Origin of the sequence: Providencia lanzhouensis, assembly GCF_050469745.1 — a bacterium.
GTDB classification, from domain to species: Bacteria; Pseudomonadota; Gammaproteobacteria; order Enterobacterales; family Enterobacteriaceae; genus Providencia; species Providencia lanzhouensis.
This window is the reverse complement of sequence record NZ_CP174123.1, coordinates 241,151-267,084: the sequence shown is the minus strand read 5'-3', so window position 1 is coordinate 267,084 and position 25,934 is coordinate 241,151. Positions and strand designations below refer to the sequence as shown.

Here is a 25,934-nt window from a genome sequence, read left to right as displayed (position 1 = left end):
CTTATACCCCCTGGGCCAATTGACGCTGTTGTCGCCACTGACCCCAGCCTTCCATAAATGCGATGATTGCAATGTACAGTACTGTAGCTAAACCAAATGCAGCAAATGTTTGTAATGATTGGCTATCTACTTGGCGTGATACATAAGAAAGCTCAGCCACCCCGATCGCCATCGTTAATGACGAGTTTTTGACGACGTTCATGTATTGCCCTAACAGCGGCGGTAACGCGATTTTTACGGCTTGCGGTAAAATCACTAAACGCATGGACTGCCATGATGTCAGCCCTAAAGCAAGAGCTGCTTGTTTCTGTCCTTGACGCACTCCTCGGATACCAGAGCGCACTTCTTCCGCAATGAAAGGTACGGTGTATAGCGTTAAGCCGACAAATCCGGCTAAAAATTCAAAGGATGGCCAACCCAATGTTATCCCTAAAATTTCAATTTCATGGGGAGTATTCAGCCATTCCATCGCTGATTCAGGGAGAATTTCTCCCGAGGCGAAATACCAGAAAAACAGTTGCACCAGTAGTGGCGTATTACGGAAAATCGAAATATAAACGGTCACAAACCAGCGTAGCGGCGCGATTTGGCTGTCTCTTGCCGAGGCGGCAATAAAACCTAATAGCGTGGCAGCGATGATCGTACAAATCGAGATCCAGACTGTAAGCAAAAAGCCATAGCCAAACCACTCAAGGTATTGTGGTGCTAGTAGATGCGCAGACCAGAAGTCACCGCTGAAAAATTTGTCGAACATATTTCGCCTCGCTATAACTGACAACCCCTGCAACATGGCAGGGGCGTTTACTCTCACTAAACTGCATGACTAACTTAAGATTTAGGCTGCTCGCTCAATGGGGCAAATTTGAATTCACCACGTGGTTGTGCCGCTTTGGTGTCTGGACCAAACCAACGGTTATAAATCTCGTTCGCTTTGCCTTCTTTCTCCAGTTTCAGCAAGGTAGCATTCACGTTTTCAATTAAACGCGTTTCTCCTTTGCTCGCGCCTAGCGCTTGGTACTCTTTGGTTAAGCTAAATGGTGAAATTTCAAAGTCTGCTTTCACTTTTTCTGGCAAGTTACCGAGCAAGCCCACCAGCTTCGCATCATCTTGGGTGATCGCTTGTACGTTACCGTTACGTAGCGCTGCGAAAGCTTGCGGGGTATCGTCGTAAGAGATAACTTTGGTATTCGGGAAACGTTCGCGCAGAGTCACTTCCTGAACAGTTCCTTTGTCTGCACCAATACGCAGTGGAGCGATATCTTCAGGGGTTTTCAGTACGCCTTTACGCGCGATAAATTTTTGCCCTGTTGCAAAGTCAGGAATGGAGAAATCCACCTGTTTTGCACGTTCATCTGTAATTGTGAAGTTGGCACCAATCAGGTCAACTTTGCCGGATGTTAACAGTGGAATGCGGTTAGCTGGGTTGGTTGGACGCAGCTCTAATTTCACGCCAAGATCATCAGCAATCGCTTGGGCGATATCGATATCATAGCCAGCGAGTTTCTTGGTTTTAGGATCAATAAATCCGAATGGGGGATTACTGTCAAAAACAGAAATGCGGATCACTCCCGCTTGTTTAATATCATCTAATTTATCTGCGCTAGCGACATTCGCTGTCAGCGCCAGACCTGCAACTAAAAGTGCGGAAGTAAGAAAACGAGCTTTCATTGAATACCCCTAACGGTAAATTTGTGTAAATCGACCATCACAAGCTATCAACTATTTCTTAGCACTTGAAATAATATTAAATAATATATTTATATCAATTTGGAATATGAATAGACATAAAAAAAGGGGCGAAAATCCATCGGAGCGACCCCTAAAATGTTGCAGATTAAGACTCTTATCGAGCAAGAAGAAAATGAAGAAGATGAACACTGAGGTGGCCAGCACCCCAGTGGTTTAACAGTTACTCTTTGTTGCTGTCTTTCGAGCTAGTCAGCATTTTTTCAAGGCTGTCTCCACCTACATGGCGGAAATCTTGCCCTTTAACATAGTAGAAAATAAATTCACAAATGTTCTGGCAACGGTCACCGATACGCTCAATGGAGCGAGCACAGAACAGCGCAGTTAAAACACTTGGAATGGTACGCGGGTCTTCCATCATATACGTCATTAACTGACGGACAATCCCCTCGTATTCTTGGTCTACCTTTTCATCTTCACGATAAATACGGATAGCTTCTTCCAAGTCCATGCGCGCAAAAGCATCTAGCACGTCATGCAGCATTTGCACGGTATGGCGACCTAATGACTCCAAGCTCACCAACAATGGCTGGTGCTGCTGAGAGAATTTTTCCAGTGCGGTTTGGCAGATTTTATCCGCGACGTCACCGATTCTTTCCAGCTCAGCGATGGTTTTTGAGATTGCCATAATCAAACGCAAGTCGCTCGCGGTTGGCTGGCGCTTGGCGATGATTTTGACGCACTCTTCATCGATTGCCACTTCCATCATGTTGACTTTATGGTCATTGGCAATCACTTCTCGCGCTAGGGCTTCATCCTGATTATGCATCGCAGTGATAGCCTTGGTGAGCTGCTCTTCAACTAGCCCTCCCATGGTCATCAACTCAGTATGGATATGTTCCAGTTCAGCGTTGAACTGCCCTGATATATGTTTGTTGTGGTTCAGCGTATCCATCGTCGGCTCCATATCAACCGTAGCGGCCAGTAATATAATCTTCAGTTTGTTTCATTTCTGGGGTGGTGAACATCTTGTCAGTGTTATTAAATTCCACCAACTCACCCAAGTACATAAATGCCGTGTAATCAGAGCAGCGTGCCGCTTGTTGCATATTGTGGGTAACGATCACCACGGTATATTCTGATTTCAATTCACTGATCAGCTCTTCAATACGCCCCGTTGAGATTGGGTCCAGAGCAGAACATGGCTCATCGAGTAACAGAACTTCTGGGCGAATGGCGATACCACGCGCAATACACAGACGCTGTTGCTGACCACCAGAGAGGCTGTAGCCGCTTTGGTGAAGTTTATCTTTGGTTTCATTCCACAGTGCCGCTTTTGTTAGCGCCCACTGCACACGCTCGTCCATTTCGACGCGGGACAGCTTTTCAAACAAACGCACACCGAACGCGATATTGTCGTAGATAGACATCGGGAATGGCGTTGGTTTTTGGAACACCATACCGACTTTTGCACGTAATAACGCGATGTCTTGTTTATCAGTCAGGATGTTTTGACCATCCAGTAAAATTTCGCCTTCTGCGCGTTGCTCACCATACAGTTCGTACATTTTGTTGAAGGTACGCAGCAGTGTGGATTTACCACAACCTGATGGGCCGATAAACGCAGTCACTTTGTTCTTTTCAATGTCTAAAGAGATATTCTTCAGCGCGTGAAACTTTCCATAGTAGAAGTTAAGGTCACGAACTTTAATTTTACTGTTTGCAATATCGTTTGCATTAATCATGGCTACTTCTCTCTATCAATTCTTTTATTCGTCTGGGATTAGTGTTTTTTCTGTGCAAACACAACACGGGCAATGATATTGATTAACAGGACACATAAGGTGATTAGGAGAACCCCTGCCCATGCTAATTGCTGCCATTCAGAGAACGGACTCATTGCAAATTTGAAGATAGTCACTGGTAAGTTAGCAATTGGCTCATTCATGTCGGTGCTCCAGAATTGGTTCGAGAGTGACGTAAACAGCAGCGGTGCGGTTTCCCCCGCAATACGCGCGATAGCCAACAAAATACCGGTAATAATCCCAGATACAGATGCTTTTAATGTAATGGATAAAATCATTTTCCATTTTGGTGTGCCCAGTGCATATGCCGCTTCACGCAGGCTATCAGGCACGAGCTTCAACATGTTCTCAGTGGTACGAATAACAATTGGGATTTGCAGTAATGCAAGTGCAATTACCCCCGCCCAACCCGAGAAATGCTGCATTTGAGCCACCACAATGGTGTAAACAAACAGACCAACCACAATTGAAGGCGCAGATAACAGAATGTCGTTAATAAAACGCGTCACCGAAGCTAACCACGATTTGCGACCATATTCCGCTAAGTAGATACCCGCTAAAATCCCTAATGGTGTTCCGATAACGGTCGCCCACAAGATAAGCAATCCACTTCCCACAATGGCGTTCGCCAAACCACCGCCTTCAGTGTTTGGCGGCGGTGTCATTTCAGTAAACAGATTGAGGGACATACCATCAATCCCTTTGGTTACCGTGGAGAATAAAATCCACACTAACCAGAACAGACCAAATGCCATCGTCAGCATGGAGACTAATAATGCCATTCTGTTGACTTGACGGCGCCATGCTTGGCGGCGTGCACGCTCTTTTTGATTCACTACAACAGGTTCAGAAATCGACATATTAGCGTCCCTCATTCTTAGCAAGGCGCATTACCATCAGCTTGGAAATCGCCAGAACGATGAAGGTAATCACAAACAGAATTAAACCAAGTTCCATCAATGCCGCCGTGTGTAAACCACTTTCCGCTTCAGCAAATTCGTTCGCCAGCGCAGAGGTAATACTATTACCCGGCATAAACAGTGAAGGGCTATCGAGCTGGTAAGTGTTACCGATGACGAAGGTAACCGCCATGGTTTCTCCCAATGCACGACCTAGCCCCAGCATCACACCACCAATCACCCCATTACGGGTATAAGGCAGAACGATATTCCAAATCACTTCCCATGTAGTACAGCCAATTCCATAGGCTGACTCTTTCATCATCACAGGAGTTTGTTCAAATACATCGCGCATTACAGAGGCGATGTAAGGAATGATCATAATGGCAAGGATAATACCCGCCGCAAGAATACCAATACCAAACGCAGGACCGGTGAACAGTTCGCCAACAATTGGAATGCTCGACATGACATTACCAACTGGTTCTTGGAAGTATTCTGCAAATAACGGAGCGAAGACAAACAGTCCCCACATACCATAAACAATACTTGGGATTGCAGCGAGAAGCTCAATCGCAATACCTAATGGGCGTTTTAACCAGTTAGGCGCTAGCTCTGTTAAGAATAATGCGATACCAAAACTCACGGGTACGGCGATAATCAGAGCGATTAATGATGTGACGATGGTGCCGTAGATAGGCACTAATGCACCAAACTGCTCTGCTGGCGCATCCCACTCTTTATTCCACAAAAACGAAAACCCGAATTTCTGCATACTTGGCCAAGATGCGAAAATCAGGGAAATAATAATGCCACCAAGCATGAGGAGAGTGATTAGCGCTGCTATTTTAACTAATGCACTAAAAATCACGTCGCCCGATTTACTAGGGGCTTTGAATGCCGTTATTTTTTCGGCCATGCGCTTTGTTCTCATTCCATGCCTACTTTTCAGTAGGACTTACGTTACTACGGTGAATAAGCGGGAGCTATTCCTCAGCCCCCGCTTACCCTTTTCCAACCCGAGGGGCACTTAGAACAGTGCTTTACCTTGGCTATCTTTTACTTCTGTTTTCCATGCTGCACGTACTGCGGTCACAACTTCTTGAGGTAACACAGCGTAATCTAATGCTTCTGCTTGTTTACCGCCTTTGTCGTAAGCCCAGTTGAAGAAATCAAGAACCGCTTTACCTTTCTCAGCATCCGCTTGTTGCTTGTGAACTAAGATGAATGTGGTTGAGGTAATTGGCCATGCGTTAGCGCCTTCACGGTTAGTCAGGTCTTGTGCAAATGATTTAGACCAATCCACTTTTTTCGCTGCTGCGCTGAAGCTTTCACCTGTTGGTGAAACTGGCTGACCATCTGCAGAAACCAGCTTAGTATACGCAAGATTATTCTGTTTTGCGTAAGCATATTCTACATAACCGATAGAGCCTGGCAGACGTTGAACAAAGGCTGCAACGCCGTCGTTACCTTTACCGCCTACGCTGTTTTTCGGCCAGTTAACCGTTGAACCTGCACCCACTTCATCTTTCCAGTTTGAGCTAACTTTTGCTAAGTAGCTTGTGAAAACGAATGTGGTACCAGAACCATCAGAGCGGCGAACTACAGCGATGTTTTGGTCAGGTAATTTTACGTTTGGATTCAGTTTTGCGATGGCTGGGTCATTCCATTTTGCAATTTTGCCTAAGTAGATGTCGCCCAGAGTTTTACCATCAAGAACCAGTTGATTAGATTCGATGCCTTTAACGTTTACCGCTAAAACCACGCCACCAATCACGGTTGGGAATTGGAATAAGCCGTCTTCTTTGAGTTTTTCATCAGTCAATGGCGCATCAGACGCACCGAAATCAACTGTTTTTGCATTAATTTGTTTTACACCACCAGAAGAACCGATCCCCTGATAGTTAATTTTATTACCTGTTTCTTTCTGATAAGTATCTGCCCACTTCGCATAAACAGGAGCAGGGAATGTCGCGCCAGCTCCGGTCAGGCTGGTAGCAGCAAAAGAAGACATTGCAGTCAGAGATAAGGTTGCTGCCATTACGCTTGCTAGTGTGGTACGCATCATTTTCATAATCCCTCCGGGGATGTAAGAAATAATCAAGTATTAAATTATTGGGTGTATGTCACGGTAGGGAAAATAGGACAATTGAGTTACGGCAATATGTCATCTTTATGACAGTTTTATGACATTTGCGGATTTTATCGACATGATTAAGTGTAGCAGAATGGTACAGAAATGATTATTTACTTATTTTTCAATAAACTAAATAAGAACAGCGAATGTGACAGCTTAGCGTTTGGAATATGACATATTGTCATAAATGAAAAAATTTATTTCTCTTTCTATCTTTCTATCTTTCTATCTTTCTATCTACACAGTATATCTCTAAGTATTTCGTGTTGTAGCTAGGCGGCAAACGAGTTAAGCCCTGGGAGCATACACAAGTATGTGACTAGGGTTAACGAGCGCAGCCAACAACGCTACAACGCGAAATACGACGAGATATTTAGTCTTCGCGTTCTTTGAGAGGGAGCAAGGCCCGAATAGCAAACCCGCCGCGCTCACTTTTATGGATCTCAATATTCCCTTCGTGAGCATCTATAATCCTGCGAATTATCGCGAGTCCCAGCCCTGTACCTTTGTTGCTACGGGCTTTTTCACCCTGTACGAACGGCTGGAATAGGCGCTGAATGTCTTCTTCTTTGATCCCTGCACCATCATCTTCAACTTGGAACCAAACATAATCTTCATTTTTACCACTGCTGACTTTGATCCAGCCATTTCCGTAGCGATAAGCGTTGACTATCATGTTGGTAATCGCGCGTTTGATAGCAAGATGGTTACCGTTGAACATCACTGGTCCTGGGACTAAATTGGTTTCAATCTCTCCCACGACGTTGGTTTCAGCAACAACAGCTTCGTTGAGAATAGCGTTAAGGTCGCAAAACTCCATATCCATTTCTTGCCCTGTTTTCAGGTAAGACATGAATTGACCGATGATTGCGTCGCACTCTTCAATATCTTTGTTGATAGATTCAGCGAGATAGCCATCTTCTGGTCCCATCATTTCCGTTGCGAGACGAATGCGGGTTAGTGGCGTTCGAAGGTCATGGCTGACCCCTGCCATTAATACAGTGCGGTCATTTTCGAGGGATTTTATCCCTGCCGCCATATGGTTGAACGAGCGAATAGCCGCGCGAACCTCTGTGGCACCTTTCTCTTGCATCGGCGGCATAACATGCCCCTTACCGACCTCACCCGCGTGATATTCCAGCTCTAATAATGGCTTGTTTTGATAGCGAATATAGAGCCAAACCCCCGCAAAAATCGTGAGGAAGACCGTGAGTGTATAGCGGAAAACTTGAGAAAACTGATTTTGGCCGATTTCGGTGAGCGGAACGCGCACCCAAATATCTGGTGCTAGGTAGGATGTTAACCACAATATCGGATACTCACGCCCAAGTTCCAGATGCACGCTGGCCTTGCCACCCAAGTATTCCGACATGTTTTCACTTAGAAAATCATACTCTTTTGCCCAGTTTAATCCCTCTTCCATCGCCGCTGAATGGGCGTAAAAGGTAATACCGAGCTCATTGTAGATTTTTTTACGTAATGCGGGTGAAACTCGCACTGAGGTTCCATCTTGTAGAACCATTTTCTCTGTCATCAATGTACGTACTTCATAGGCAAGCACTTTATTGAACTGCTGTAAGCTTGGCATCACAACAAAATTCAATACAACCATGTAGCTGGTCACAAGGCTTGCGAACAGGAGTGCGACAAACAAAAATAACGAGCGAGAAAATGTACTACGTCGTGAGAACCTCAGTCGCTTCATGCTTTACTTCCATCTGGAACAAATACGTATCCTAAGCCCCAAACGGTTTGAATGTAACGTGGGTGCGCAGGATCTTCTTCAATCATACGGCGTAAACGTGAAATTTGAACGTCGATAGAACGCTCCATCGCACTGTATTCACGACCTCGAGCCAAACTCATCAGCTTGTCACGAGATAATGGTTCGCGTGGATAAGAAACTAATACTTTCAACACCGCAAACTCACCACTGGTTAATGGCATATTCTCTTCGCCTTGGAACATTTCACGGGTTCCGAGGTTCAGTTTGAATTTACCAAAAGTGATGACGGCATCATCTTGCGATGGCGCACCTGGTAGCTCATTCGCTTGGCGACGCAGCACCGCACGAATACGCGCTAACAGTTCACGAGGGTTAAACGGTTTAGGGATATAGTCATCCGCACCAATTTCTAAGCCCACAATACGGTCAACTTCTTCGCCTTTCGCGGTAACCATAATGATTGGAATTGGGTTATTTTGACTACGTAAACGACGGCAAATAGATAAGCCATCTTCCCCAGGAAGCATCAAGTCCAATACGATTAAATGAATAGATTCCCGTGTTAGGATCCTGTCCATCTGTTCAGCATTCGCTGCACTTCTTACCTGAAAACCCTGCTCGGTGAGGTAACGTTCAAGCAGAGCACGTAAACGCATATCATCATCGACGACGAGAACTTTATAACTTTCCTGCATTTATAGCCCCCAAAGTGTGGAATTTTAGAATTATTCTGCTGATGAAAGTAACAAAAATAATATTCATGCCATTAATTTACCATTAACACTAACTTTAATGAATCATTTTACTCGTTAACTGATTAATGGTTTATAGCTAATCTCTAGCACAAAATAGGTGACTTTTCCGCCCGGCGTTGTGACGACCACTTCATCATCAACCTGCTTGCCAATTAATGCGCGAGCGACTGGTGAATCGATAGAAATCCACTGCTTAGCAGGATCAAATTCATCCGCCCCCACTAACCGGAAAATTCTGATATTTTCATTATCATCTTCAAGCTTAACCCATGCGCCAAAAAACACACGCCCCTCTTGTCGAGGATCGGGTTCAACAATTCTAAGCTGATCCAACCTTTTGGATAGAAAACGAATACGGCGGTCTATTTCCCGCAACCGTTTTTTACCGTAGATATATTCTGCGTTTTCGGAACGATCCCCCTGGGCTGCGGCTTCAGAGACAGACTGCGTCACTCGAGGGCGCTCTTCTTTCCAAAGATACTTAAGTTCTTTGTCTAAAGCGTCCCATCCTTCACGGGTAATTAAAAGGCTCTTATTCATCTCATTAAAGGTATATAAATCGGATAATTATAATATTTTATAAAATATAATCTGCGACTTGCCTACCACTAGACAAAAATTCTGTCTGGCAATTCTGTCTACCAGCAAGTATAACTGTGCAGTCTATTTTCACTGTTCTTTGAGTAGGTATTTAAACACGACATGAATGAAACTCTAAGCCAAATTATTGCGGCCGAACTACAAGCCCAACCAAAACAGGTGTTTTCAGCCATTACATTATTGGATGAAGGCAATACCGTCCCATTTATCGCCCGCTACCGTAAAGAGGTTACGGGGGGATTGGATGACACTCAGCTACGTCAGCTAGAGAGCCGTTTAGGGTATTTGAGAGAGTTAAACGACCGTAAGCAAACCATTCTAAAATCCATTGATGAACAAGGTAAGCTTACTCCAGAACTCGCTTCTGCTATCAATACAACGCTGAATAAAACCGAACTCGAAGATCTTTACCTCCCTTACAAACCAAAGCGCCGTACTCGTGGGCAAATTGCTATCGAAGCGGGCTTAGAACCCTTAGCGGATACGCTGTGGAACGATCCAAGCCAGTCACCGGATACACTTGCACAAAGCTATGTTGACGCAGATAAAGGCGTTGCGGATACCAAAGCCGCTTTAGATGGTGCTCGCTACATTTTAATGGAGCGTTTCGCCGAAGATGCTACCTTATTAGCGAAAGTTCGCGACTATATTTGGAAGAATGCGCACATTGTTTCTGTTGTTGCTGATGGCAAACAGACTGAGGGTGTAAAATTTAGCGACTATTTTGATCACCATGAACCCGTTGCTCAAGTTCCTTCACACCGCGCTTTGGCCATGTTCCGTGGTCGCAATGAAGGTGTTTTGCAGTTATCCCTCAACTGCGACCCTCAGTTTGAAGAGCCGCCAAAAGAGAGTTATTGCGAAGAAATTATTACTCGCCATTTAGATGTTCGTTTGAACAATGCCCCCGCTGACCAATGGCGTAAAGCTGTCATCAGTTGGACGTGGCGAGTCAAAGTGTTACTGCACCTAGAAACCGAAATCATGAGCGCCCTGCGCGAGAAAGCGGAAGAAGAAGCAATTAACGTATTCGCCCGTAACCTCAGTGACTTATTGATGGCAGCTCCTGCGGGTATGCGTGCCACGATGGGTCTCGATCCGGGTTTACGTACAGGTGTCAAAGTCGCGGTCGTTGATGCGACGGGTAAAGTCATGGCGACAGATACCATTTACCCGCACACAGGCCAAGCTGCCAAAGCGGCTGCTATCGTTGCCGCATTATGCCAGAAATACCACGTTGAGCTGGTCGCGATTGGTAACGGAACTGCATCACGAGAAACCGAACGCTTCTTTGCTGAAGTACAAAAACAGTTCCCTGACGTCACGGCGCAAAAAGTCATTGTCAGTGAAGCAGGCGCCTCTGTTTATTCCGCTTCTGAGCTGGCAGCATTAGAATTCCCTGATTTAGACGTATCTCTGCGTGGCGCGGTTTCTATTGCTCGTCGCTTACAAGACCCGCTGGCTGAACTGGTGAAAATCGACCCGAAATCTATTGGTGTCGGCCAATATCAGCATGATGTCAGCCAAACTCAGCTAGCCCGTAAGTTAGATGCAGTCGTTGAAGACTGCGTAAACTCCGTCGGCGTCGATTTAAATACCGCTTCCGTGGCACTACTTACCCGTGTTGCTGGCTTGAGCAAAATGATCGCGCAAAATGTTGTTGATTGGCGTGATGCGAATGGTCAATTCAATGACAGAAAACAGTTACTCAAAGTCGCTCGCTTAGGTCCGAAAGCCTTTGAACAGTGTGCGGGTTTCTTGCGTATCACCAATGGGGATAACCCACTGGACGCCTCAACGGTTCACCCAGAAGCCTACCCAATTGTTGAAAAAATCCTTGAAGCTGTACGTCAGCCACTCAAAGAGATCATGGGCAATTCACAGGTATTAAATGGCTTAAGCCCACGTGAATTTACCACCGAACAGTTTGGGGTTCCTACCGTCACAGACATCATCAAAGAGCTGGAAAAACCGGGCCGTGACCCACGCCCTGAGTTTAAAACGGCAACCTTTGCTGACGGCGTCGAAACGATGAATGACTTAACACCGGGAATGATCTTAGAAGGTGCAGTGACTAACGTCACTAATTTCGGGGCATTTGTGGATATTGGTGTTCATCAAGATGGCCTAGTGCATATTTCTTCCCTTTCAAACAGCTATGTTGAAGATCCTCACAAAGTCGTCAAAACGGGTGACATTGTGAAAGTCAAAGTGCTGGATGTGGATATTGCTCGTAAGCGTATTGCGCTCACTATGCGCTTAGATGAACAAGCGGGTGAAGGTAACAGCGCACCTCGCAGTGCGGCTCCAGCGCAAGATAGAAATACCCGTAAAGCCCCTGCTTCACGAGGGAATGCGCGAGGAAATTCATCATCTAGCTCTGCGTCTAGCAACAGTGCGATGAGTGATGCACTGGCTGCTGCTTTTGGTAAAAAGCGCTAAGATATGATGCCCTTGCTGTTTCATCGGTAAGGGCATTTATTAAAATGTATTCAATCATCTCTCCGTACTTAATTTAAACATATTCCATTTTTCTTATAGAAATAAATTAAATAACTAATTCAATTTATTATCTGCATTTTGTCTTATTTAATTATATTAATTAACAATACTAACATCTGCCTTTTCGTTTTAAAAAACTCCGCCAACTAAATCCCTTTTTGATCCACATCATTTAATATTGCCCGAAAAAGAGGCTAAATATAATCATGGTAGATGATTATGATTCTCATTGTTAATTAGATTTAATTTTATCTTCCATTCTATTTCTTTTAAAGATAACCACTTTTATAATAATAATTATCAATATTATTCTTAATAACACTCTCTGTAATTTAACATCGCAGTTTTCATGTTAAATCAACAGAATAAACCGTAATTGGAAGGTACTATGTCCATACTTCCTCAATGCAGTTATAAAATACTTGGCTTTTCACCAGAGATAAGTCCGGCCTATCGCCAAAAATTACTTTCCCTCGGTCTGCTTCCAGGCTCAGTGTTCAAAGTTGTGCGCGTAGCGCCGTTTGGTGATCCCGTGCAAATTGAAACTCATCGCGTCAGCTTAGTATTACGCAAAAAAGATTTAGCTCTGATTAACTTAGATGAAGCTCAAGCGAACTAATTATTTTTGGATTAATTCCAATAAAGATTTTCATTTTCACGACTGGCATACACTATGAAACCATTAACTATCGGCCTTATTGGCAACCCTAACGCAGGTAAAACAACCTTGTTTAACCAGTTAACAGGGTCACGTCAGCGCGTCGGTAACTGGGCAGGAGTGACCGTCGAACGTAAAGTTGGACGCTTCCACACACCTGAACACAAGATTGAACTCGTTGATTTACCAGGTACTTATTCCCTTACAACTATCTCAGAGCAAACCTCCCTCGATGAGCAAATCGCCTGCTACTTTATTTTAAGTGGCGAAGCCGACATGTTGATCAACGTGGTGGATGCCTCAAACCTCGAGCGCAATTTATATCTGACATTACAGCTTGTTGAACTAGGTGTTCCCTGCATCGTCGCACTGAACATGCTGGATATTGCCAAAAGCCAACATATCGATATTGATGTTAAACAGCTCGAAAAACAGCTCGGTTGCCCTGTTATCCCAATGATCTCTACCCGTGCAACTGGCCTTGAACAGCTCAAACAAGCGATTGATAGCCATCCTCAAAATAGCCAACAAGCCCTAGTGCAATATCCGCCACAACTGTTACAAACCGTGGATATGCTTTCAGAGCAAATTTCTGCTCAGCAATTTAGTCAGCAGCAGCGCCGTTGGTTAGCTCTCCAGATTTTAGAAGGCGATATTTATAGCCGCCAACGAGCTGATATCTCTGAGCAAGTATTTGCTGAAACTCGCCTTAGACTTAAAGATACCTTGCAAGAAGAACCCGAGTTGCTCATTGCGGACGCTCGCTATCAATCCATTGCCTCAATTTGTGACGCCGCGATTAATAACAGTGCCGCTGAGCCGAATAAACTCACTCAAGCGCTGGATAAATTTATCTTGAACCGCTGGCTTGGCGTGCCAATTTTCTTGTTCGTGATGTATCTAATGTTCGTCCTTGCGATCAATATCGGTGGTGCTTTACAACCGTTCTTTGAAGGGGCCTCTGAAGCTATCTTTATTCATGGTATTCAATGGATTGGAGCAACAGCAAACTTCCCTGATTGGTTGACCGTTTTCCTTGCTCAAGGTGTTGGCGGTGGTATCAATACCGTTCTGCCTCTGGTGCCACAAATCGGCATGATGTATCTGTTCTTATCTATCTTGGAAGACTCAGGCTATATGGCTCGAGCAGCTTTCGTTATGGATAGACTGATGCAATCTCTTGGTTTACCGGGTAAATCTTTTGTTCCATTAATTGTTGGCTTCGGTTGTAACGTACCTTCTATCATGGGAGCAAGAACCTTAGATGCACCTCGTGAACGCTTGATCACCGTGCTTATGGCACCGTTTATGTCCTGCGGTGCTCGCTTAGCTATCTTCGCAGTATTTGCAGCGGCATTCTTTGGTAAAAACGGCGCAAGCGTCGTGTTCTCCCTCTACATTCTCGGTATTGTCGTGGCAATCCTAACAGGCCTGCTACTGAAACATACCTTGATGCGCGGTGAAGCGTCCCCGTTTGTGATGGAACTGCCGGTCTACCATGTACCTCATGCAAAAACATTGCTTATCCAAACTTGGCAGCGTTTAAAAGGCTTTGTGATCCGTGCAGGTAAAGTCATTGTGGTAGCGAGTATTTTTATCGGTGCGCTAAATAGCTTTTCGTTATCCGGCAAGCCTGTGGACAACATTAATGACTCTGCGCTGGCTTCCGTCAGTAAAGTGATCACCCCAGTATTACAGCCTATCGGCGTACACAATGATAACTGGCAAGCGACTGTAGGTTTGATCACCGGTGCAATGGCTAAAGAAGTGGTGGTTGGGACCTTAAATACCCTGTACACCGCCGAAGCGATTACCAGTGAACCTTTCGATGCAGAATCGTTTGACCTGCTCGATGAGTTAGGTGGGGCAGTCACGGATACGTGGGATAGCTTAAAAGAGACATTCTCCATCAGTGCATTATCCAACCCAATCGAAGCGAGTATGGGTGATGCCGAGATGGCAACAGGCTCCATGGGTACCATGGCAGCGAAATTTGGTTCAGATATCGCCGCTTATAGTTACCTAATCTTTGTGCTGCTGTATGTGCCTTGTGTGTCAGTAATGGGAGCAATCGCCCGTGAAACCAACAAAAGCTGGATGACATTCTCTATTCTGTGGGGATTAAACGTGGCTTATAGCCTCGCAGCACTGTTCTATCAAACAGCTACATTTAGCGAACATCCACAAAGCAGCTTGATCACCATTGGCGCGGTGCTACTGTTTAATATTGTACTGATCACCGCTCTACGCCGTATGCGCAGCCGTGTGACGTTTAATATTAAATCCAAAACAGCGCAACAATGTTCAGGTTGTTCTAACAACAGTTGCCACTAAGGAAAATACGATGGTCAGCTTGCTGCAAGTCCGAGATTTAATTGCATTATATGGGCAAGCTGACATTGCGCTTCTGAGTTCTCAACTAAACGCCCCTGCTGCACTGGTCAATGCCATGGCTGAAAAGCTGGTCAGTATGGGGAAAATTGAAAAAATCGATGTGAGCGCGTGCCTTACGGGTACCAGTTGTAAAGGATGCCCCGAGAGTCACGATTGCTCACATTTTGTCTATAAGATTAAATAGTTGTTTTCATCTCAGCGAATCAGCTTCTAATACACTGATTTAGTTCAATGATTTCGCAAACTGAACCAATGTTTCACAAAACTCATCGGGATGAGAAATAAACGGCGCATGAGCGCTATTACGCATCACAACGGATAATGAATTGGGATACAACTCATCTAATTTCCCTGCGATTTTACGCGGGACCAAGCCATCTAAATAACCATAAACGCGTAAGAAAGGCACCTGTAAATGGTTGAGTTCCTCTCGTAAATCTTCAGTACGTAAAGATTCCAGCCCCATATTCAAGGCTTCAACCGATGGCATTGGCAACGCCAATACCACAGATTTCAATGTACGCGCATCCTCACGGGCGCTTTCAGTTCCCAATGTTTGCAGTGCCAGAAAACGCTCAACGGTACGCTGGAAATTTTCAGCCAGCATCTGCTCAAAATTAAGTAAGACTTCGGGCTTGATACCTTGCCACTCATCATGAGCCCCAAAGCAAGGGGAAGATGCCACGGTGATTAAGGCTTTTACCTCATTAGGGTGATCAAGCGCGATACGGCTTGCTACTAACCCACCTAAAGACCACCCCAGCCAAATCGCATTTTTAGGTGCTTGTTCCCACACAACATTGGCCATTGATTGAATGGTCATCGGAGTGAAATCGTGACTACGCCCATAACCCGGTAAATCAACTAAATGGATGCGAAATTGCGAAGCCAGTCGAGGAATAATTGTTTGCCAGACTTCGGCATTCAGTCCCCATCCGTGCAGTAACACAATATCTTGTTTTCCTTCACCCACTGTCTGCCAATATAACGTCGCCATGGTTACACTCTCTTCAATATTATTTTCATTCTGATTTTTCAATCTAGGACTCGCCTATGCTAGCAATGGAAGGGGTCTGTTGGCTATGCCGGCAGTTATTAAAAATTCCCCAGCAAGGAATATGCAGCTTTTGTATCAAAAACTTACCGCCAATGCCGAAGGTTTGTCCACAATGCGCTCTTCCTTGTGAATATCATCAATTTCCTTGCGGGCGCTGCCTTGTACAGCCACCGCCTTGGCAAAGGTTGATTACCGTAACGCCATATCAAGCGCCATTACGCCAGCTTATCCATCAATATAAATTTCGTTATCAACCCCAGTTAGCTATCCCCCTGACGCGGATATTTTTACTTTATTGGCTGAATGGATATCGCCAACAGCAATGGAAAAAACCCGACTTATTGATAACCATACCTCCCCACCCTCGACGATGTTGGCGTCGAGGATTTGATCACATGGCATTAATTGGTGGTAATTTAACCACATGGTTAAATATTGCCTATTCGCAAAATTCATTATTGCGCTCTCGTGATACACTGGCGCAAGTTTCATTAACACGTAAGCAGCGCCGCAATAACCTAAAAGAGGCATTTACCCTTGAAACTTCGGTTTCGGGTCTACACATAGCTATTATTGATGATGTGATTACAACTGGCTCAACCATGCATGCCGCCGCTCAATTGTTGATTTGTGCGGGAGCGCATACTGTTGACGCGTGGTCACTCTGTCGCACCTTGTAGGATGGGTGTAAATGGGCGTATTATAACCAACTAAAGCAGTCAACTATTATTGAGCAAGAGATTATGATTAATATTACAGAAGCAGCACAGACTCACTTCTCCAAGTTATTGGAAAGCCAAGAGTCAGGAACCCAAATTCGAGTATTTGTCATTAACCCAGGCACACCAACCGCTGAGTGTGGTGTTTCTTATTGCCCTCCTGGTGCCGTAGAAGCCACCGATAAAGAGCTGAAGTTTGAAAAACTCTCTGCTTATGTTGATGAAATTAGCGCTCCATTCTTAGAAGATGCTGAGATTGATTTCGTCACAGACCAATTAGGCTCTCAGTTAACCTTAAAAGCACCGAACGCGAAAATGCGTAAAGTGTCTGAAGATGCGCCATTAATTGAGCGTGTTGAATACGTTTTACAATCACAAATTAATCCACAATTAGCGAGCCATGGCGGTCGTGTTTCCTTAATGGAAATCACCGAAGATGGTTTTGCTATCCTGCAATTCGGCGGCGGCTGTAATGGTTGTTCCATGGTCGATGTGACGCTGAAAGAAGGTATCGAAAAAGAATTACTGAAAATGTTCGAAGGTGAATTAAAAGGTGTTAAAGACCTGACTGAGCACCAACGCGGCGAGCACTCTTTCTACTAATAGATTCTGCTCACCCGCATTTTCTACTGAGTATTAGAGCATCCTCAGCACTCCTGTGGATGCTCTTTCATGACATTTCCCCTAATTTTCCGGTATTTTATGGACCATTTTGAGACACTAACACCTGAACAAGCTTATCAGCACTGGCTAGATGGCACTGCTATCCTTGTCGATGTTCGCGATCCCCAAAGTTTTCGTGCTGGTCACGCGACAGGCGCTTACCACTTAACCAATGAATCACTTCGCCCGTTTGTCGAAAAAACAGATTACGAACAAACGATTATGGTGATGTGCTACCACGGTCACAGCAGCCAAGGTGCGGCGCAATACTTAATTAATATTGGTTTTGAATCTGTATATAGCATTAATGGCGGATTTGAGGCATGGTCACGGGAATACCCACAAGCCATAACGGCGCTCTAAACGAGACAACGTATTTATGATCCACATTATCTCTTTTGAAAACCCACGGATGGCTCAAGCGTTTGTCGATTATATGGCTGGACAAAATATCCAACTACAACTCCATCCTTCCAACGACCAACAACATTATGAACTTTGGCTCGCCGATGAGCAGCATACTGAGCAAGTACGCCAAGAGTTAGAAACCTTTTTGCGTAACCCTAATGATCCTCGTTACCTCGAAGCCAGCTGGCAAACGGGTCGCACAGATGCCCAATTTCAGTATCGAAACTATCTGACATTCAGTTATTTAAAACAGCAATCAGGCCCATTAACTATCGCCGTTATTTTGCTGTCTATCGCGGTCTATCTTTGGGTCACCCTGACAGATCCCCGTGTCGTTCTATACTATCTAGGTTGGCCTATTGGTGATCAGCAAAGTGAATTGTGGCGTTGGATAAGCCCAGCGTTCGTTCACTTTTCTATTTCGCACATCGGTTTCAACCTTGCGCTCTGGTGGTTTCTTGCCGGGCAAGTTGAGAAAAAAATGGGCACAGGAAAACTGTTCACCATTTTATTAGTCTCCGCATTATTCAGTAACTGGGGTCAATCCCTATTCAGTGAAAATAACTTCGGCGGCTTATCGGGTGTCGTTTATGCACTGGTTAGCTATGTTTGGCTCACTGGCGAACGTCGCCCAGAAATTGGTATCGGCATCCCTCGCGGGCTCATGGTATTCTCAATTATCTGGTTATTTTTCGGTTACTTTGACTTGCTTGGTATGGACATTGCTAATGCCGCACATACTTCAGGGTTAATTATCGGATTATTGATGGGAATATGGGATAATAGGCTCAGTTTTAAACACCAAGGTTCCAAATAGAACATTTTATAATTAGAGGCTAATGCTGTGAAACAAACCCAGAGACATGATGCAATTGTTGAACTTGTGCGTCTTCAGGGATATGTCAGTACTGAAGAACTTGTCGAACAGTTTGAGGTTAGCCCTCAGACCATTCGCCGAGACCTCAATGATCTTGCTGAACAAAATAAAATCCTACGACACCATGGTGGCGCAGCCTTGCCTTCGAGTTCCGTCAATACCGCCTATAATGACCGCAAAACTATGTGGTCTGAAGAAAAGGCGCGTATTGCTCAACGTGTGGCAAGCCAAATTCCTGACGGCGCGACCCTATTTATTGATATTGGCACAACCCCTGAGGCTGTTGCTCACGCATTGGTTAATCATAAAAACCTGCGAGTAGTGACCAACAACTTGAACGTCGCAACATTGCTCATGGCAAAAGAGGATTTTCGTTTGATCCTTGCAGGCGGTGAAGTTCGTTCTCGCGATGGCGGAATTGTCGGTGAAGCCACCCTCGACTTTATCTCTCAGTTTAGGCTGGATTACGGCATCCTGGGGATCAGCGGGATTGATATGGACGGCTCATTGCTTGAGTTTGATTATCATGAAGTGCGCACCAAGCGCGCGATTATCGAAAATTCTCGTCATGTCATGTTGGTTACCGACCACTCCAAATTTGGTCGAAATGCGATGGTAAATTTAGGCAATATGAACCTAATCAATACCTTGTTTACCACCCAAGCGCCTCCAGCCAGTATCCTAAAGGTTATCGAACAGCATAACGTTCAATTAGAGCTCTGCTAGCCCCCTGGCTTTAACCTCCCAATGATGGTAGCTTGCCTACCATCAATTCTTATTTTTTCCTTTCTTTTCATTCTGTTGTCATCCCTTTGTCATATTGCCAACTTATTAAACAGATTAAATTTATACACAAAATGTTATTAGCATCACGCGCTTGTTATTTTTATGGATTACAGGTTGGCAGACGTACAAAATTTGATTACAATCAAATGAGCGAAAACGAACATTATAGAAAATGGTTCGAACATCTCAGGGGGATGCATGGAAACGAAAGACTTGATTGTAATTGGCGGCGGAATCAACGGCGCTGGTATTGCGGCTGATGCTGCTGGGCGTGGATTATCTGTACTGCTGCTTGAATCTCAAGACTTAGCGAGTGCAACTTCATCTGCAAGTTCGAAACTAATCCACGGTGGTTTACGCTACCTCGAACATTATGAATTTAGACTGGTGAGTGAAGCACTTGCAGAGCGTGAAGTCTTATTGCGACTGGCTCCGCATATCGCATTTCCAATGCGCTTCCGTCTACCTCATCAGCCTCACTTACGCCCTGCTTGGATGATCCGTATCGGCCTGTTCCTGTACGACCATTTAGGTAAACGCGTTAGTCTGCCAAGCAGCAAGAGCTTAAAATTCAACCAGAATTCTGTGTTAAAACCTGAACTAACCAAAGGTTTCGAATACTCAGATTGTTGGGTTGATGATGCGCGTTTAGTAGTATTGAACGCTCAAGAAGTAGTACGCAAGAACGGTGAAGTGCGCACTCGTACAAAAGTGACTCGCGCATACCGTGAAGGTGGTCTTTGGGTGGTTGAAGCTCAAGACTTACGTACTGGCGAAACTCATACTTGGAAAGCTAAAGGTCTGGTCAATGCAACAGGACCTTGGGTTAAAGAGTTCTTCGATGACGGCTTAAAACTGAAATCCCCTTATGGTATTCGTCTGATCAAAGGCAGCCATATCGTGGTTCCACGCGCTCACGATGAACCACAAGCATATATCCTGCAAAACGAAGATAACCGAATTGTCTTTGTGATCCCTTGGATGGATGAATTCTCAATTATTGGTACCACCGATGTTGAGTACAAAGGGGATCCAAAAGATGTGAAAATTGACGAAAACGAAGTTAATTATCTGCTGAAAGTGTATAACGACCACTTCAAAAAACAGCTGACTAAACAAGATATTGTGTGGGATTACTCTGGTGTTCGCCCTCTGTGTGATGACGAGTCAGACTCTCCACAAGCTATCACTCGTGACTACACTTTAGATATTCACGATGAAGAGGGTAAAGCGCCATTACTGTCAGTCTTCGGTGGTAAATTAACGACTTACCGTAAACTGGCTGAAGCAGCTGTGGGTAAATTAGCGGCGTACTACCCTAACGCTAGCGGTCCATGGACTAAAAATGGTCAGTTACCGGGTGGCGATATCGAAGGTTGTGACCGCGATGGTTACGCACGTGTATTAACCCAGCATTACCCATGGCTCCCAGAAGGCTTAGCACTGCGTTATGCAAGAACTTACGGCAGCAACAGTAAGTTGATTTTAGCAGGTGCAAACTCACTGTCTGATTTAGGTGAAGCATTTGCCGCAAACGTCTATGAAGCCGAATTACGCTACTTAGTCGAAAATGAGTGGGTTGTAGAATTAGACGATGCAATTTGGCGTCGTACCAAATTGGGCATGTGGCTGAACGACGCTGAGAAACAGCACATTGCACAATGGCTTGCAGAGCACACTAAAGTGGCTGTGACAGCATAATCTCGCAAGAGATACGCAGTAAGATAGAATCGTAAAAAACTCGTTGTTGTACCAAAAGCGCCTATCTGTGCCCACAGACTGGCGCTTTTACTTTATTATCTTTCTAAGAATTTGATGTTGTCATCAATTCTGGATTGGATCTGTTTCAATGTCGTGGACGTAATTCTATTAGGATAATGTTCATTTGCGATATCGCTAAATTTGCGAGCAACATGGCATAGGCGTGATATCGTCTCATTAGCTTCTTGCGCAGTGATATCCGCATCATCAGCCAATGCTAGCAAATGCCTCTTTCCAATTTTTAGCGCTTCACCCATCACATCCATTTGATGATACCCTCCAGGCCCTTCACAGAACGTCACATCATAGGCAGGCGCCAAAGCCCATTGACCCGACTGAGACAGGGTGTAAGCGAAATTCTTTGGGTGGTCATCACGATTATTAAAGATGACATTAAAGGCCACACGTTCAAATGCAGATTTTTTCTCTCTAATATCATTCGTGCATTTATGTGTTGCACGAAGAAAACTAAGATAATCAATGCTGCCTGGAATTGCATAATCTGCTCCAGTCAAAGCCGCTAAACTTTGAACAGGAATTTTGAAGCCGCCCTGCCTATCAAAACGTTCAGATGCAAATGCAGCTAGCCCATTTTTTAAATTAAACAGCAATGTGTTTGGGGTTGGGATACCGCAACGTCGTAAACATTCCGAATAGACCATTTCAATAGCGCAAACTTCAGGATGCTCATGTTTTGCAGGGAATTTAACTAGCCAAGCCTCAAGATTTGGCGCAGCAACGGTGGTAAAAATATTCGATTTTGGGTCTCGGTAAACAAGCGCTTTTGGTCTAGCACCTTGAGGTGAACCCCCAATTTGCAATAGTTGCTGTAAAAACTGCTCGCCTTCACCATTTAAAACATCTTGTACTTCTTCCGCTAATTGGTCGAGAGGAATATTAATTTGCTCATCAAGAAGCTCCGTGGCAACAGGCTCAAATGACATTGCCCCAATTGCATTATGCCCAACATACACTAAGCGTTCTAATGCACCGATACGAGCCACATTCAGGCCTCTTCGTCGAAATAATCTGTCCATCAACAACATTCCCCAGCCATCAGGTAATGAATCATAGACAGGTCCAGGTAAACCTAATTGATGAGCAGGAAAATCAGTGCGAAGTTGAGTCTCTTTCAGTGGCAGGAGCAGAGGTGAAAGTTCAAGTCCTCTGCGCTTAGCGGCATCGGAGTATTCAAATGCAATAAGTGGGCGACCTGTAATTGCGGTACTAGAAATCAAAGACCCCCATAACCAATGCTCCCCCCAGCCATTATAATAAACATCAACTTGCTTCAGCATTTCACTTATCCTTTTTCACGCGCTGACGGTTTTTGCTTTCATCGTAACGAACAATATCATCAATGCTGTTTAAATTTGGCATAAACAATCCTTCAAGCTCTTTACTGCGCCCAAGCACCATCGCAATACGGATCATGTTCTCAAAACTAACATTTCTCCCTGCCTCTAGGTTTGAAACTGTATTCGCACTCACACCCGCACGTTCCGCGACATCTGCCTGCGTCATTTTTAATGTCAGTCGCTCTAAACGTAATCTTTCACAGAGTTTTTTGACAATTTCACTCGGCTTACTCAAGCTTAAATCCAACATATTGCGCCTTAAGTTAAAATATTACCAATAACACACAATATTATGGATTTAGAAGTCGATTACTGCAAGTTTACTTTTCATACAACCCGTGCTTGCTTCCACCTCGCAATCCTGTTTATAATTCACCCGCAATTTTGCCCCTTTTAAAGTGAGCCTTTCCGACGATGAACTAAGTACTGCCAGAAAATATCCACAATGCCTTGTTTAAGGTCATTATTTTTCTGTTCTTGGCAGACACAGTTTTCATCGCTTCTTTTTCGAAATATGCTTTTTAAAAGAAAATGCTTCGAAAAATGATCGTGCGAAAGATAGCGTAACGTTGTCTGCCCCTCTATTTGGAGGTCTCTATGACAATAGCTAACCCAGCTCTCGCGTGCCATTTTTCACAATTAACCATCGAGTTCGATCAGTCCACACTCTTTCCGCCATTGAGTGGTAGCTTATTTAGCCAAAAAAATGCGCTGATTGGTCACAATGGTCGTGGAAAATCCGTATTAATGCGATTACTTGCCCGACAACTCACTCCAACTCACGGCAAAGTTGATTGGCATTTACCGATAATTCATGTGGATCAACTCAACCGCTTAACGGGCGATACCCTTGCTCAAGCGCTAGGCATTGATGCACTTTGGCAAGCTTTTTCGCGCATTGAACAAGGTCGCGGCACCATGACCGATTTCGAGCTAACGGAAGATAATTGGCATCTACCCGCAACATGGGAAACGCTGTTAGCGTCTGCGCAGCTAACGGCATCAATGGATACCGCTATTGAACAACTGAGCGGCGGTGAACGCACTCGCTTAGCGCTATGTCGTGCATTTTTACATCCTGACCACTTTCTTTTGCTCGACGAACCCGACAACCATCTTGACCAACAAGGACGCCAATGGCTAAGCGAAAAACTCAGTCAGCACAAAGCCGGCTGTTTAGTCATCAGCCATAACCGGCATCTTCTCGAAGAGATGGACGCAATTTTTGAATTAACCGATAAAGGCTTAGTGGAATACGGCGGAAATTACACCCTGTATGATGAGCAGAAAACCTTTGCTATCAACGCTATTGAAGCGGAAGGCGAACAACTCGAAAAACAAATTCGCCAAGAGAAAAAACAGCAGCAAGCCAACCTACAAAAAGCCGCTCAACGACGTAAGCAAGGCGAAAATATTCGCTATGGCGGTTCTCAATCCTTACTGTTGCTCGATATGCAGAAAAACAGAGCCGAAAAAAGACAATCCAATGTAGCAGAGCGTCACCAGCGAGTATTAGGCGAATTACAACATCAACATCAGCAAAATCAAGACAAAGTCAGCCATATTCAACCTCAAAAAATGGTACTCAATTACCAAAGCGAAGGTGGGAAAATGCGCATTTTTGTCTCCCAATTAAAGCTACCTTATGGGCAAATTGCGCCACTCTCGTTCACTGCCTATAGCGGTGAGCATTGGCATATTCAAGGACGCAATGGCTCGGGGAAATCCACCTTATTGAAAGTGTTGGCAAATAAGTTGCAGGCACTTTCTGGGGAATCCCGCATTAGCGGTGCTTTTTGCTATTTAGACCAACATCTGAATCTTTTGGATAAATCGTTACCAGTTGCCGAAGCTCTCTATCAATATCAACCAGCAATTTCCGTAGAGCACTGGAGAACTCAATTGGGTATGTTGCGTATTCGAGGAGATAAATCGTTACTACCATTGTGCCAGCTTAGTGGTGGTGAGCAGCTCAAAGCGACGCTCCTAGCTCTGACGCATAGTCCTTATCCTCCCGCTGTTTTACTGCTCGATGAGCCAGACAATCACTTAGATTTAGATTCAAAACAGCTATTGGAAGGGCTATTACGGGATTACCAAGGGACACTATTATTGGTTTCTCACGATGAAGCATTCGTGGAACAGTGCAATATTACCCATGATTTACAACTAGGTGGTTAATAAAGGTTAGATAGTTAACTGTGCGGGCTGTGCTTCGCAGCCCTTTCTTTAATTCACAAAGGTATTTTTAACGCGGGCAGAAACCAGAAAATAAGGAACCCAAATCAAGCAATAAAAACTGCCATTAAAAAAGCTAGTAATGTAGCTATAGTCGATTTCGAGGTGAAACGCGACAGGAAAAGCGATGCGCGAGGCACCAATTACCACGACATAGAGCATCATCGTAATGATAAACAAGCACTTAACCATAGCTTTCTTTTTAACCACCGCAATTAACGACCCCACCATTAATGCGATAATTACCCCAAGGCTGAACTGTACAGCATAAAAACCAGAGGCAAACCCTGACATATAAAAGTCCGATGCTGGATTCGTTGCCAACGACCAAGCACCTTGAACCTCAGAAATATCATTCACCATCATTTTGACCAAATTACCCAGCATATACAGTTGACCTAACAGAGGTAAAATCAGCCAGCCTCCAATCCCTTGGAAGAATTTTTGAGGTTTAGTATGACTCTGCGCAGGTATTTGAGCCGCGGGCAATGATTCGGGATTAGATGATAAATTCACATCCATAGTAATAACCTTTTTATTCTTTACGCTCTTTGAGTTTTTCTTCGATAAATGCTTTCAGAACCAACGCCTGATTATGTTGCGTATCTTTCGCGCTATATAACAACGTGATATCTCCTTGTTGCGCCTTCGTAAATACAGCACACCATTCATCATTTTGCTGAAGTTCTTGCTGATATTTCGTCACAAACTGCTCAAACTGGTCAGTATGTTGATGAAACCATTTGCGCAATTCATTGGAGGGCGCAACCGCTTTGTTCCATTCATCACACTGCAAATCCACCTTTTTGATCCCTCGAGGCCACAGCCTATCCACCAAGATGCGATAGCCATCCTGAGGACTACAAGGGTCATAGACTCGTTTACAGTAAATCATTAGCAGGCTC

General features: G+C 44.5%; 26 protein-coding genes. 11 read left to right on the top strand and 15 right to left on the bottom strand.

Features of this window, described 5'->3' with window-relative positions; translation table 11 throughout:
• Position 1 precedes the first annotated feature (1 nt).
• From ACIH2S_RS01215 to greB, 10 genes are all read right to left on the bottom strand, one after another.
• Positions 2-754 (bottom strand): amino acid ABC transporter permease, encoded by a 753-nt coding sequence (locus ACIH2S_RS01215; RefSeq protein WP_036948481.1) that lies wholly within the window; start codon positions 752-754, stop codon positions 2-4.
• Between the two features lie 74 nt (positions 755-828).
• Positions 829-1,668 (bottom strand): ABC transporter substrate-binding protein, encoded by an 840-nt coding sequence (locus tag ACIH2S_RS01210; protein WP_036948477.1) that lies wholly within the window; start codon positions 1,666-1,668, stop codon positions 829-831.
• A 241-nt stretch (positions 1,669-1,909) separates the two neighbouring features.
• Positions 1,910-2,641: a phosphate signaling complex protein PhoU gene (phoU, locus tag ACIH2S_RS01205; protein ID WP_006663093.1), complete on the bottom strand. Its 732-nt coding sequence runs from the start codon at positions 2,639-2,641 to the stop codon at positions 1,910-1,912.
• A 13-nt stretch (positions 2,642-2,654) separates the two neighbouring features.
• Positions 2,655-3,431: a phosphate ABC transporter ATP-binding protein PstB gene (pstB, locus tag ACIH2S_RS01200; protein ID WP_036948470.1), complete on the bottom strand. Its 777-nt coding sequence runs from the start codon at positions 3,429-3,431 to the stop codon at positions 2,655-2,657.
• A gap of 38 nt (positions 3,432-3,469) precedes the next feature.
• Complete coding sequence (gene pstA / locus ACIH2S_RS01195; RefSeq protein WP_036948467.1) at positions 3,470-4,351, bottom strand: phosphate ABC transporter permease PstA; 882 nt, start codon at positions 4,349-4,351, stop codon at positions 3,470-3,472.
• A gap of 1 nt (position 4,352) precedes the next feature.
• Positions 4,353-5,309, bottom strand: a complete 957-nt coding sequence (gene pstC, locus ACIH2S_RS01190; RefSeq protein ID WP_036948465.1) for a phosphate ABC transporter permease PstC — start codon at positions 5,307-5,309, stop codon at positions 4,353-4,355.
• A gap of 111 nt (positions 5,310-5,420) precedes the next feature.
• Complete coding sequence (gene pstS, locus ACIH2S_RS01185; RefSeq protein WP_036948462.1) at positions 5,421-6,464, bottom strand: phosphate ABC transporter substrate-binding protein PstS; 1,044 nt, start codon at positions 6,462-6,464, stop codon at positions 5,421-5,423.
• A gap of 436 nt (positions 6,465-6,900) precedes the next feature.
• Complete coding sequence (envZ, locus tag ACIH2S_RS01180; protein WP_036948459.1) at positions 6,901-8,232, bottom strand: two-component system sensor histidine kinase EnvZ; 1,332 nt, start codon at positions 8,230-8,232, stop codon at positions 6,901-6,903.
• Positions 8,229-8,948, bottom strand: coding sequence for a two-component system response regulator OmpR (gene ompR, locus ACIH2S_RS01175; RefSeq protein ID WP_036948456.1), 720 nt, complete (start codon positions 8,946-8,948; stop codon positions 8,229-8,231). Before ompR ends, envZ begins: the two co-directional genes overlap by 4 nt.
• Before the next feature lie 114 nt (positions 8,949-9,062).
• Entirely contained in the window at positions 9,063-9,548 is a 486-nt protein-coding gene (greB, locus tag ACIH2S_RS01170) for a transcription elongation factor GreB (RefSeq protein ID WP_036948453.1), read from the bottom strand.
• Between the two features lie 162 nt (positions 9,549-9,710).
• Between greB and ACIH2S_RS01165 the strand changes: the two genes are divergently transcribed.
• The 4 genes from ACIH2S_RS01165 to ACIH2S_RS01150 all read left to right on the top strand — a co-directional run bounded on the left by ACIH2S_RS01165 (position 9,711) and on the right by ACIH2S_RS01150 (position 15,346).
• Positions 9,711-12,050, top strand: a complete 2,340-nt coding sequence (locus ACIH2S_RS01165; RefSeq protein ID WP_036948450.1) for a Tex family protein — start codon at positions 9,711-9,713, stop codon at positions 12,048-12,050.
• Positions 12,051-12,498: 448 nt separating this feature from the next.
• Complete coding sequence (gene feoA, locus ACIH2S_RS01160; RefSeq protein WP_036948447.1) at positions 12,499-12,729, top strand: ferrous iron transporter A; 231 nt, start codon at positions 12,499-12,501, stop codon at positions 12,727-12,729.
• 54 nt (positions 12,730-12,783) lie between these two features.
• Positions 12,784-15,102, top strand: coding sequence for a Fe(2+) transporter permease subunit FeoB (feoB, locus tag ACIH2S_RS01155; RefSeq protein WP_108478701.1), 2,319 nt, complete (start codon positions 12,784-12,786; stop codon positions 15,100-15,102).
• Between the two features lie 10 nt (positions 15,103-15,112).
• Complete coding sequence (locus tag ACIH2S_RS01150; protein WP_036948442.1) at positions 15,113-15,346, top strand: FeoC-like transcriptional regulator; 234 nt, start codon at positions 15,113-15,115, stop codon at positions 15,344-15,346.
• A 39-nt stretch (positions 15,347-15,385) separates the two neighbouring features.
• On the opposite strand, the gene bioH is transcribed toward ACIH2S_RS01150, so the two are convergent.
• Positions 15,386-16,159 carry a pimeloyl-ACP methyl ester esterase BioH gene (gene bioH, locus ACIH2S_RS01145; protein ID WP_272535481.1) on the bottom strand — a complete coding sequence of 258 codons (774 nt, stop codon included), beginning with the start codon at positions 16,157-16,159 and terminating at the stop codon, positions 15,386-15,388.
• A 56-nt stretch (positions 16,160-16,215) separates the two neighbouring features.
• Between bioH and ACIH2S_RS01140 the strand changes: the two genes are divergently transcribed.
• The 6 genes from ACIH2S_RS01140 (at position 16,216) to glpD (ending at position 21,373) form a co-directional block, all read left to right on the top strand.
• On the top strand, positions 16,216-16,899 hold the full coding sequence (locus ACIH2S_RS01140) for a phosphoribosyltransferase family protein (protein ID WP_108478700.1): 684 nt from the start codon (positions 16,216-16,218) through the stop codon (positions 16,897-16,899).
• Between the two features lie 63 nt (positions 16,900-16,962).
• A complete protein-coding gene (gene nfuA, locus ACIH2S_RS01135; protein WP_036948432.1) occupies positions 16,963-17,541 on the top strand; it encodes a Fe-S biogenesis protein NfuA in 579 nt (192 codons plus the stop codon).
• A gap of 99 nt (positions 17,542-17,640) precedes the next feature.
• Positions 17,641-17,964 carry a thiosulfate sulfurtransferase GlpE gene (glpE, locus tag ACIH2S_RS01130; RefSeq protein WP_430247949.1) on the top strand — a complete coding sequence of 108 codons (324 nt, stop codon included), beginning with the start codon at positions 17,641-17,643 and terminating at the stop codon, positions 17,962-17,964.
• Positions 17,965-17,980: 16 nt separating this feature from the next.
• Positions 17,981-18,826, top strand: a complete 846-nt coding sequence (gene glpG, locus ACIH2S_RS01125) for a rhomboid family intramembrane serine protease GlpG (RefSeq protein ID WP_154599868.1) — start codon at positions 17,981-17,983, stop codon at positions 18,824-18,826.
• Positions 18,827-18,853: 27 nt separating this feature from the next.
• Positions 18,854-19,612, top strand: a complete 759-nt coding sequence (locus ACIH2S_RS01120) for a DeoR/GlpR family transcriptional regulator (RefSeq protein ID WP_036948423.1) — start codon at positions 18,854-18,856, stop codon at positions 19,610-19,612.
• Positions 19,613-19,870: 258 nt separating this feature from the next.
• Positions 19,871-21,373 (top strand): glycerol-3-phosphate dehydrogenase, encoded by a 1,503-nt coding sequence (gene glpD / locus ACIH2S_RS01115; protein WP_036948421.1) that lies wholly within the window; start codon positions 19,871-19,873, stop codon positions 21,371-21,373.
• 95 nt (positions 21,374-21,468) lie between these two features.
• Here glpD and ACIH2S_RS01110 read toward each other — a convergent pair whose 3' ends face one another.
• Entirely contained in the window at positions 21,469-22,731 is a 1,263-nt protein-coding gene (locus ACIH2S_RS01110; RefSeq protein WP_108478698.1) for a type II toxin-antitoxin system HipA family toxin, read from the bottom strand.
• Position 22,732: 1 nt separating this feature from the next.
• On the bottom strand, positions 22,733-23,041 hold the full coding sequence (locus ACIH2S_RS01105; RefSeq protein WP_036948418.1) for a helix-turn-helix transcriptional regulator: 309 nt from the start codon (positions 23,039-23,041) through the stop codon (positions 22,733-22,735).
• A gap of 347 nt (positions 23,042-23,388) precedes the next feature.
• On the opposite strand from ACIH2S_RS01105, the gene ACIH2S_RS01100 reads away from it, so the two are divergent.
• Positions 23,389-24,972, top strand: a complete 1,584-nt coding sequence (locus ACIH2S_RS01100; protein ID WP_108478697.1) for an ATP-binding cassette domain-containing protein — start codon at positions 23,389-23,391, stop codon at positions 24,970-24,972.
• Between the two features lie 48 nt (positions 24,973-25,020).
• Here ACIH2S_RS01100 and ACIH2S_RS01095 read toward each other — a convergent pair whose 3' ends face one another.
• Together ACIH2S_RS01095 and ACIH2S_RS01090 are read right to left on the bottom strand one after the other, a co-directional pair.
• Positions 25,021-25,551 carry a DUF2569 family protein gene (locus ACIH2S_RS01095; protein ID WP_430247947.1) on the bottom strand — a complete coding sequence of 177 codons (531 nt, stop codon included), beginning with the start codon at positions 25,549-25,551 and terminating at the stop codon, positions 25,021-25,023.
• A gap of 13 nt (positions 25,552-25,564) precedes the next feature.
• A complete protein-coding gene (locus tag ACIH2S_RS01090; RefSeq protein WP_036948410.1) occupies positions 25,565-25,924 on the bottom strand; it encodes a DUF488 domain-containing protein in 360 nt (119 codons plus the stop codon).
• Positions 25,925-25,934: the final 10 nt, after the last annotated feature.

Coding starts and splice junctions, on each gene's coding strand:
- bioH (WP_272535481.1), bottom strand. CDS start 16,159: ATGGCGACGTTATATTGGCAGACAGTGGGTGAAGGAAAACAAGATATT.
- glpG (WP_154599868.1), top strand. CDS start 17,981: ATGATCCACATTATCTCTTTTGAAAACCCACGGATGGCTCAAGCGTTT.
- ACIH2S_RS01215 (WP_036948481.1), bottom strand. CDS start 754: ATGTTCGACAAATTTTTCAGCGGTGACTTCTGGTCTGCGCATCTACTA.
- ACIH2S_RS01090 (WP_036948410.1), bottom strand. CDS start 25,924: ATGATTTACTGTAAACGAGTCTATGACCCTTGTAGTCCTCAGGATGGC.
- feoB (WP_108478701.1), top strand. CDS start 12,784: ATGAAACCATTAACTATCGGCCTTATTGGCAACCCTAACGCAGGTAAA.
- glpD (WP_036948421.1), top strand. CDS start 19,871: ATGGAAACGAAAGACTTGATTGTAATTGGCGGCGGAATCAACGGCGCT.
- pstC (WP_036948465.1), bottom strand. CDS start 5,309: ATGGCCGAAAAAATAACGGCATTCAAAGCCCCTAGTAAATCGGGCGAC.
- ACIH2S_RS01165 (WP_036948450.1), top strand. CDS start 9,711: ATGAATGAAACTCTAAGCCAAATTATTGCGGCCGAACTACAAGCCCAA.
- ACIH2S_RS01100 (WP_108478697.1), top strand. CDS start 23,389: ATGACAATAGCTAACCCAGCTCTCGCGTGCCATTTTTCACAATTAACC.
- ACIH2S_RS01110 (WP_108478698.1), bottom strand. CDS start 22,731: ATGCTGAAGCAAGTTGATGTTTATTATAATGGCTGGGGGGAGCATTGG.
- envZ (WP_036948459.1), bottom strand. CDS start 8,232: ATGAAGCGACTGAGGTTCTCACGACGTAGTACATTTTCTCGCTCGTTA.
- glpE (WP_430247949.1), top strand. CDS start 17,641: ATGGACCATTTTGAGACACTAACACCTGAACAAGCTTATCAGCACTGG.
- ACIH2S_RS01140 (WP_108478700.1), top strand. CDS start 16,216: ATGCTAGCAATGGAAGGGGTCTGTTGGCTATGCCGGCAGTTATTAAAA.
- ACIH2S_RS01150 (WP_036948442.1), top strand. CDS start 15,113: ATGGTCAGCTTGCTGCAAGTCCGAGATTTAATTGCATTATATGGGCAA.
- ACIH2S_RS01210 (WP_036948477.1), bottom strand. CDS start 1,668: ATGAAAGCTCGTTTTCTTACTTCCGCACTTTTAGTTGCAGGTCTGGCG.
- pstB (WP_036948470.1), bottom strand. CDS start 3,431: ATGATTAATGCAAACGATATTGCAAACAGTAAAATTAAAGTTCGTGAC.
- pstA (WP_036948467.1), bottom strand. CDS start 4,351: ATGTCGATTTCTGAACCTGTTGTAGTGAATCAAAAAGAGCGTGCACGC.
- feoA (WP_036948447.1), top strand. CDS start 12,499: ATGTCCATACTTCCTCAATGCAGTTATAAAATACTTGGCTTTTCACCA.
- nfuA (WP_036948432.1), top strand. CDS start 16,963: ATGATTAATATTACAGAAGCAGCACAGACTCACTTCTCCAAGTTATTG.
- ompR (WP_036948456.1), bottom strand. CDS start 8,948: ATGCAGGAAAGTTATAAAGTTCTCGTCGTCGATGATGATATGCGTTTA.
- ACIH2S_RS01095 (WP_430247947.1), bottom strand. CDS start 25,551: ATGGATGTGAATTTATCATCTAATCCCGAATCATTGCCCGCGGCTCAA.
- greB (WP_036948453.1), bottom strand. CDS start 9,548: ATGAATAAGAGCCTTTTAATTACCCGTGAAGGATGGGACGCTTTAGAC.
- pstS (WP_036948462.1), bottom strand. CDS start 6,464: ATGAAAATGATGCGTACCACACTAGCAAGCGTAATGGCAGCAACCTTA.
- phoU (WP_006663093.1), bottom strand. CDS start 2,641: ATGGATACGCTGAACCACAACAAACATATATCAGGGCAGTTCAACGCT.
- ACIH2S_RS01105 (WP_036948418.1), bottom strand. CDS start 23,041: ATGTTGGATTTAAGCTTGAGTAAGCCGAGTGAAATTGTCAAAAAACTC.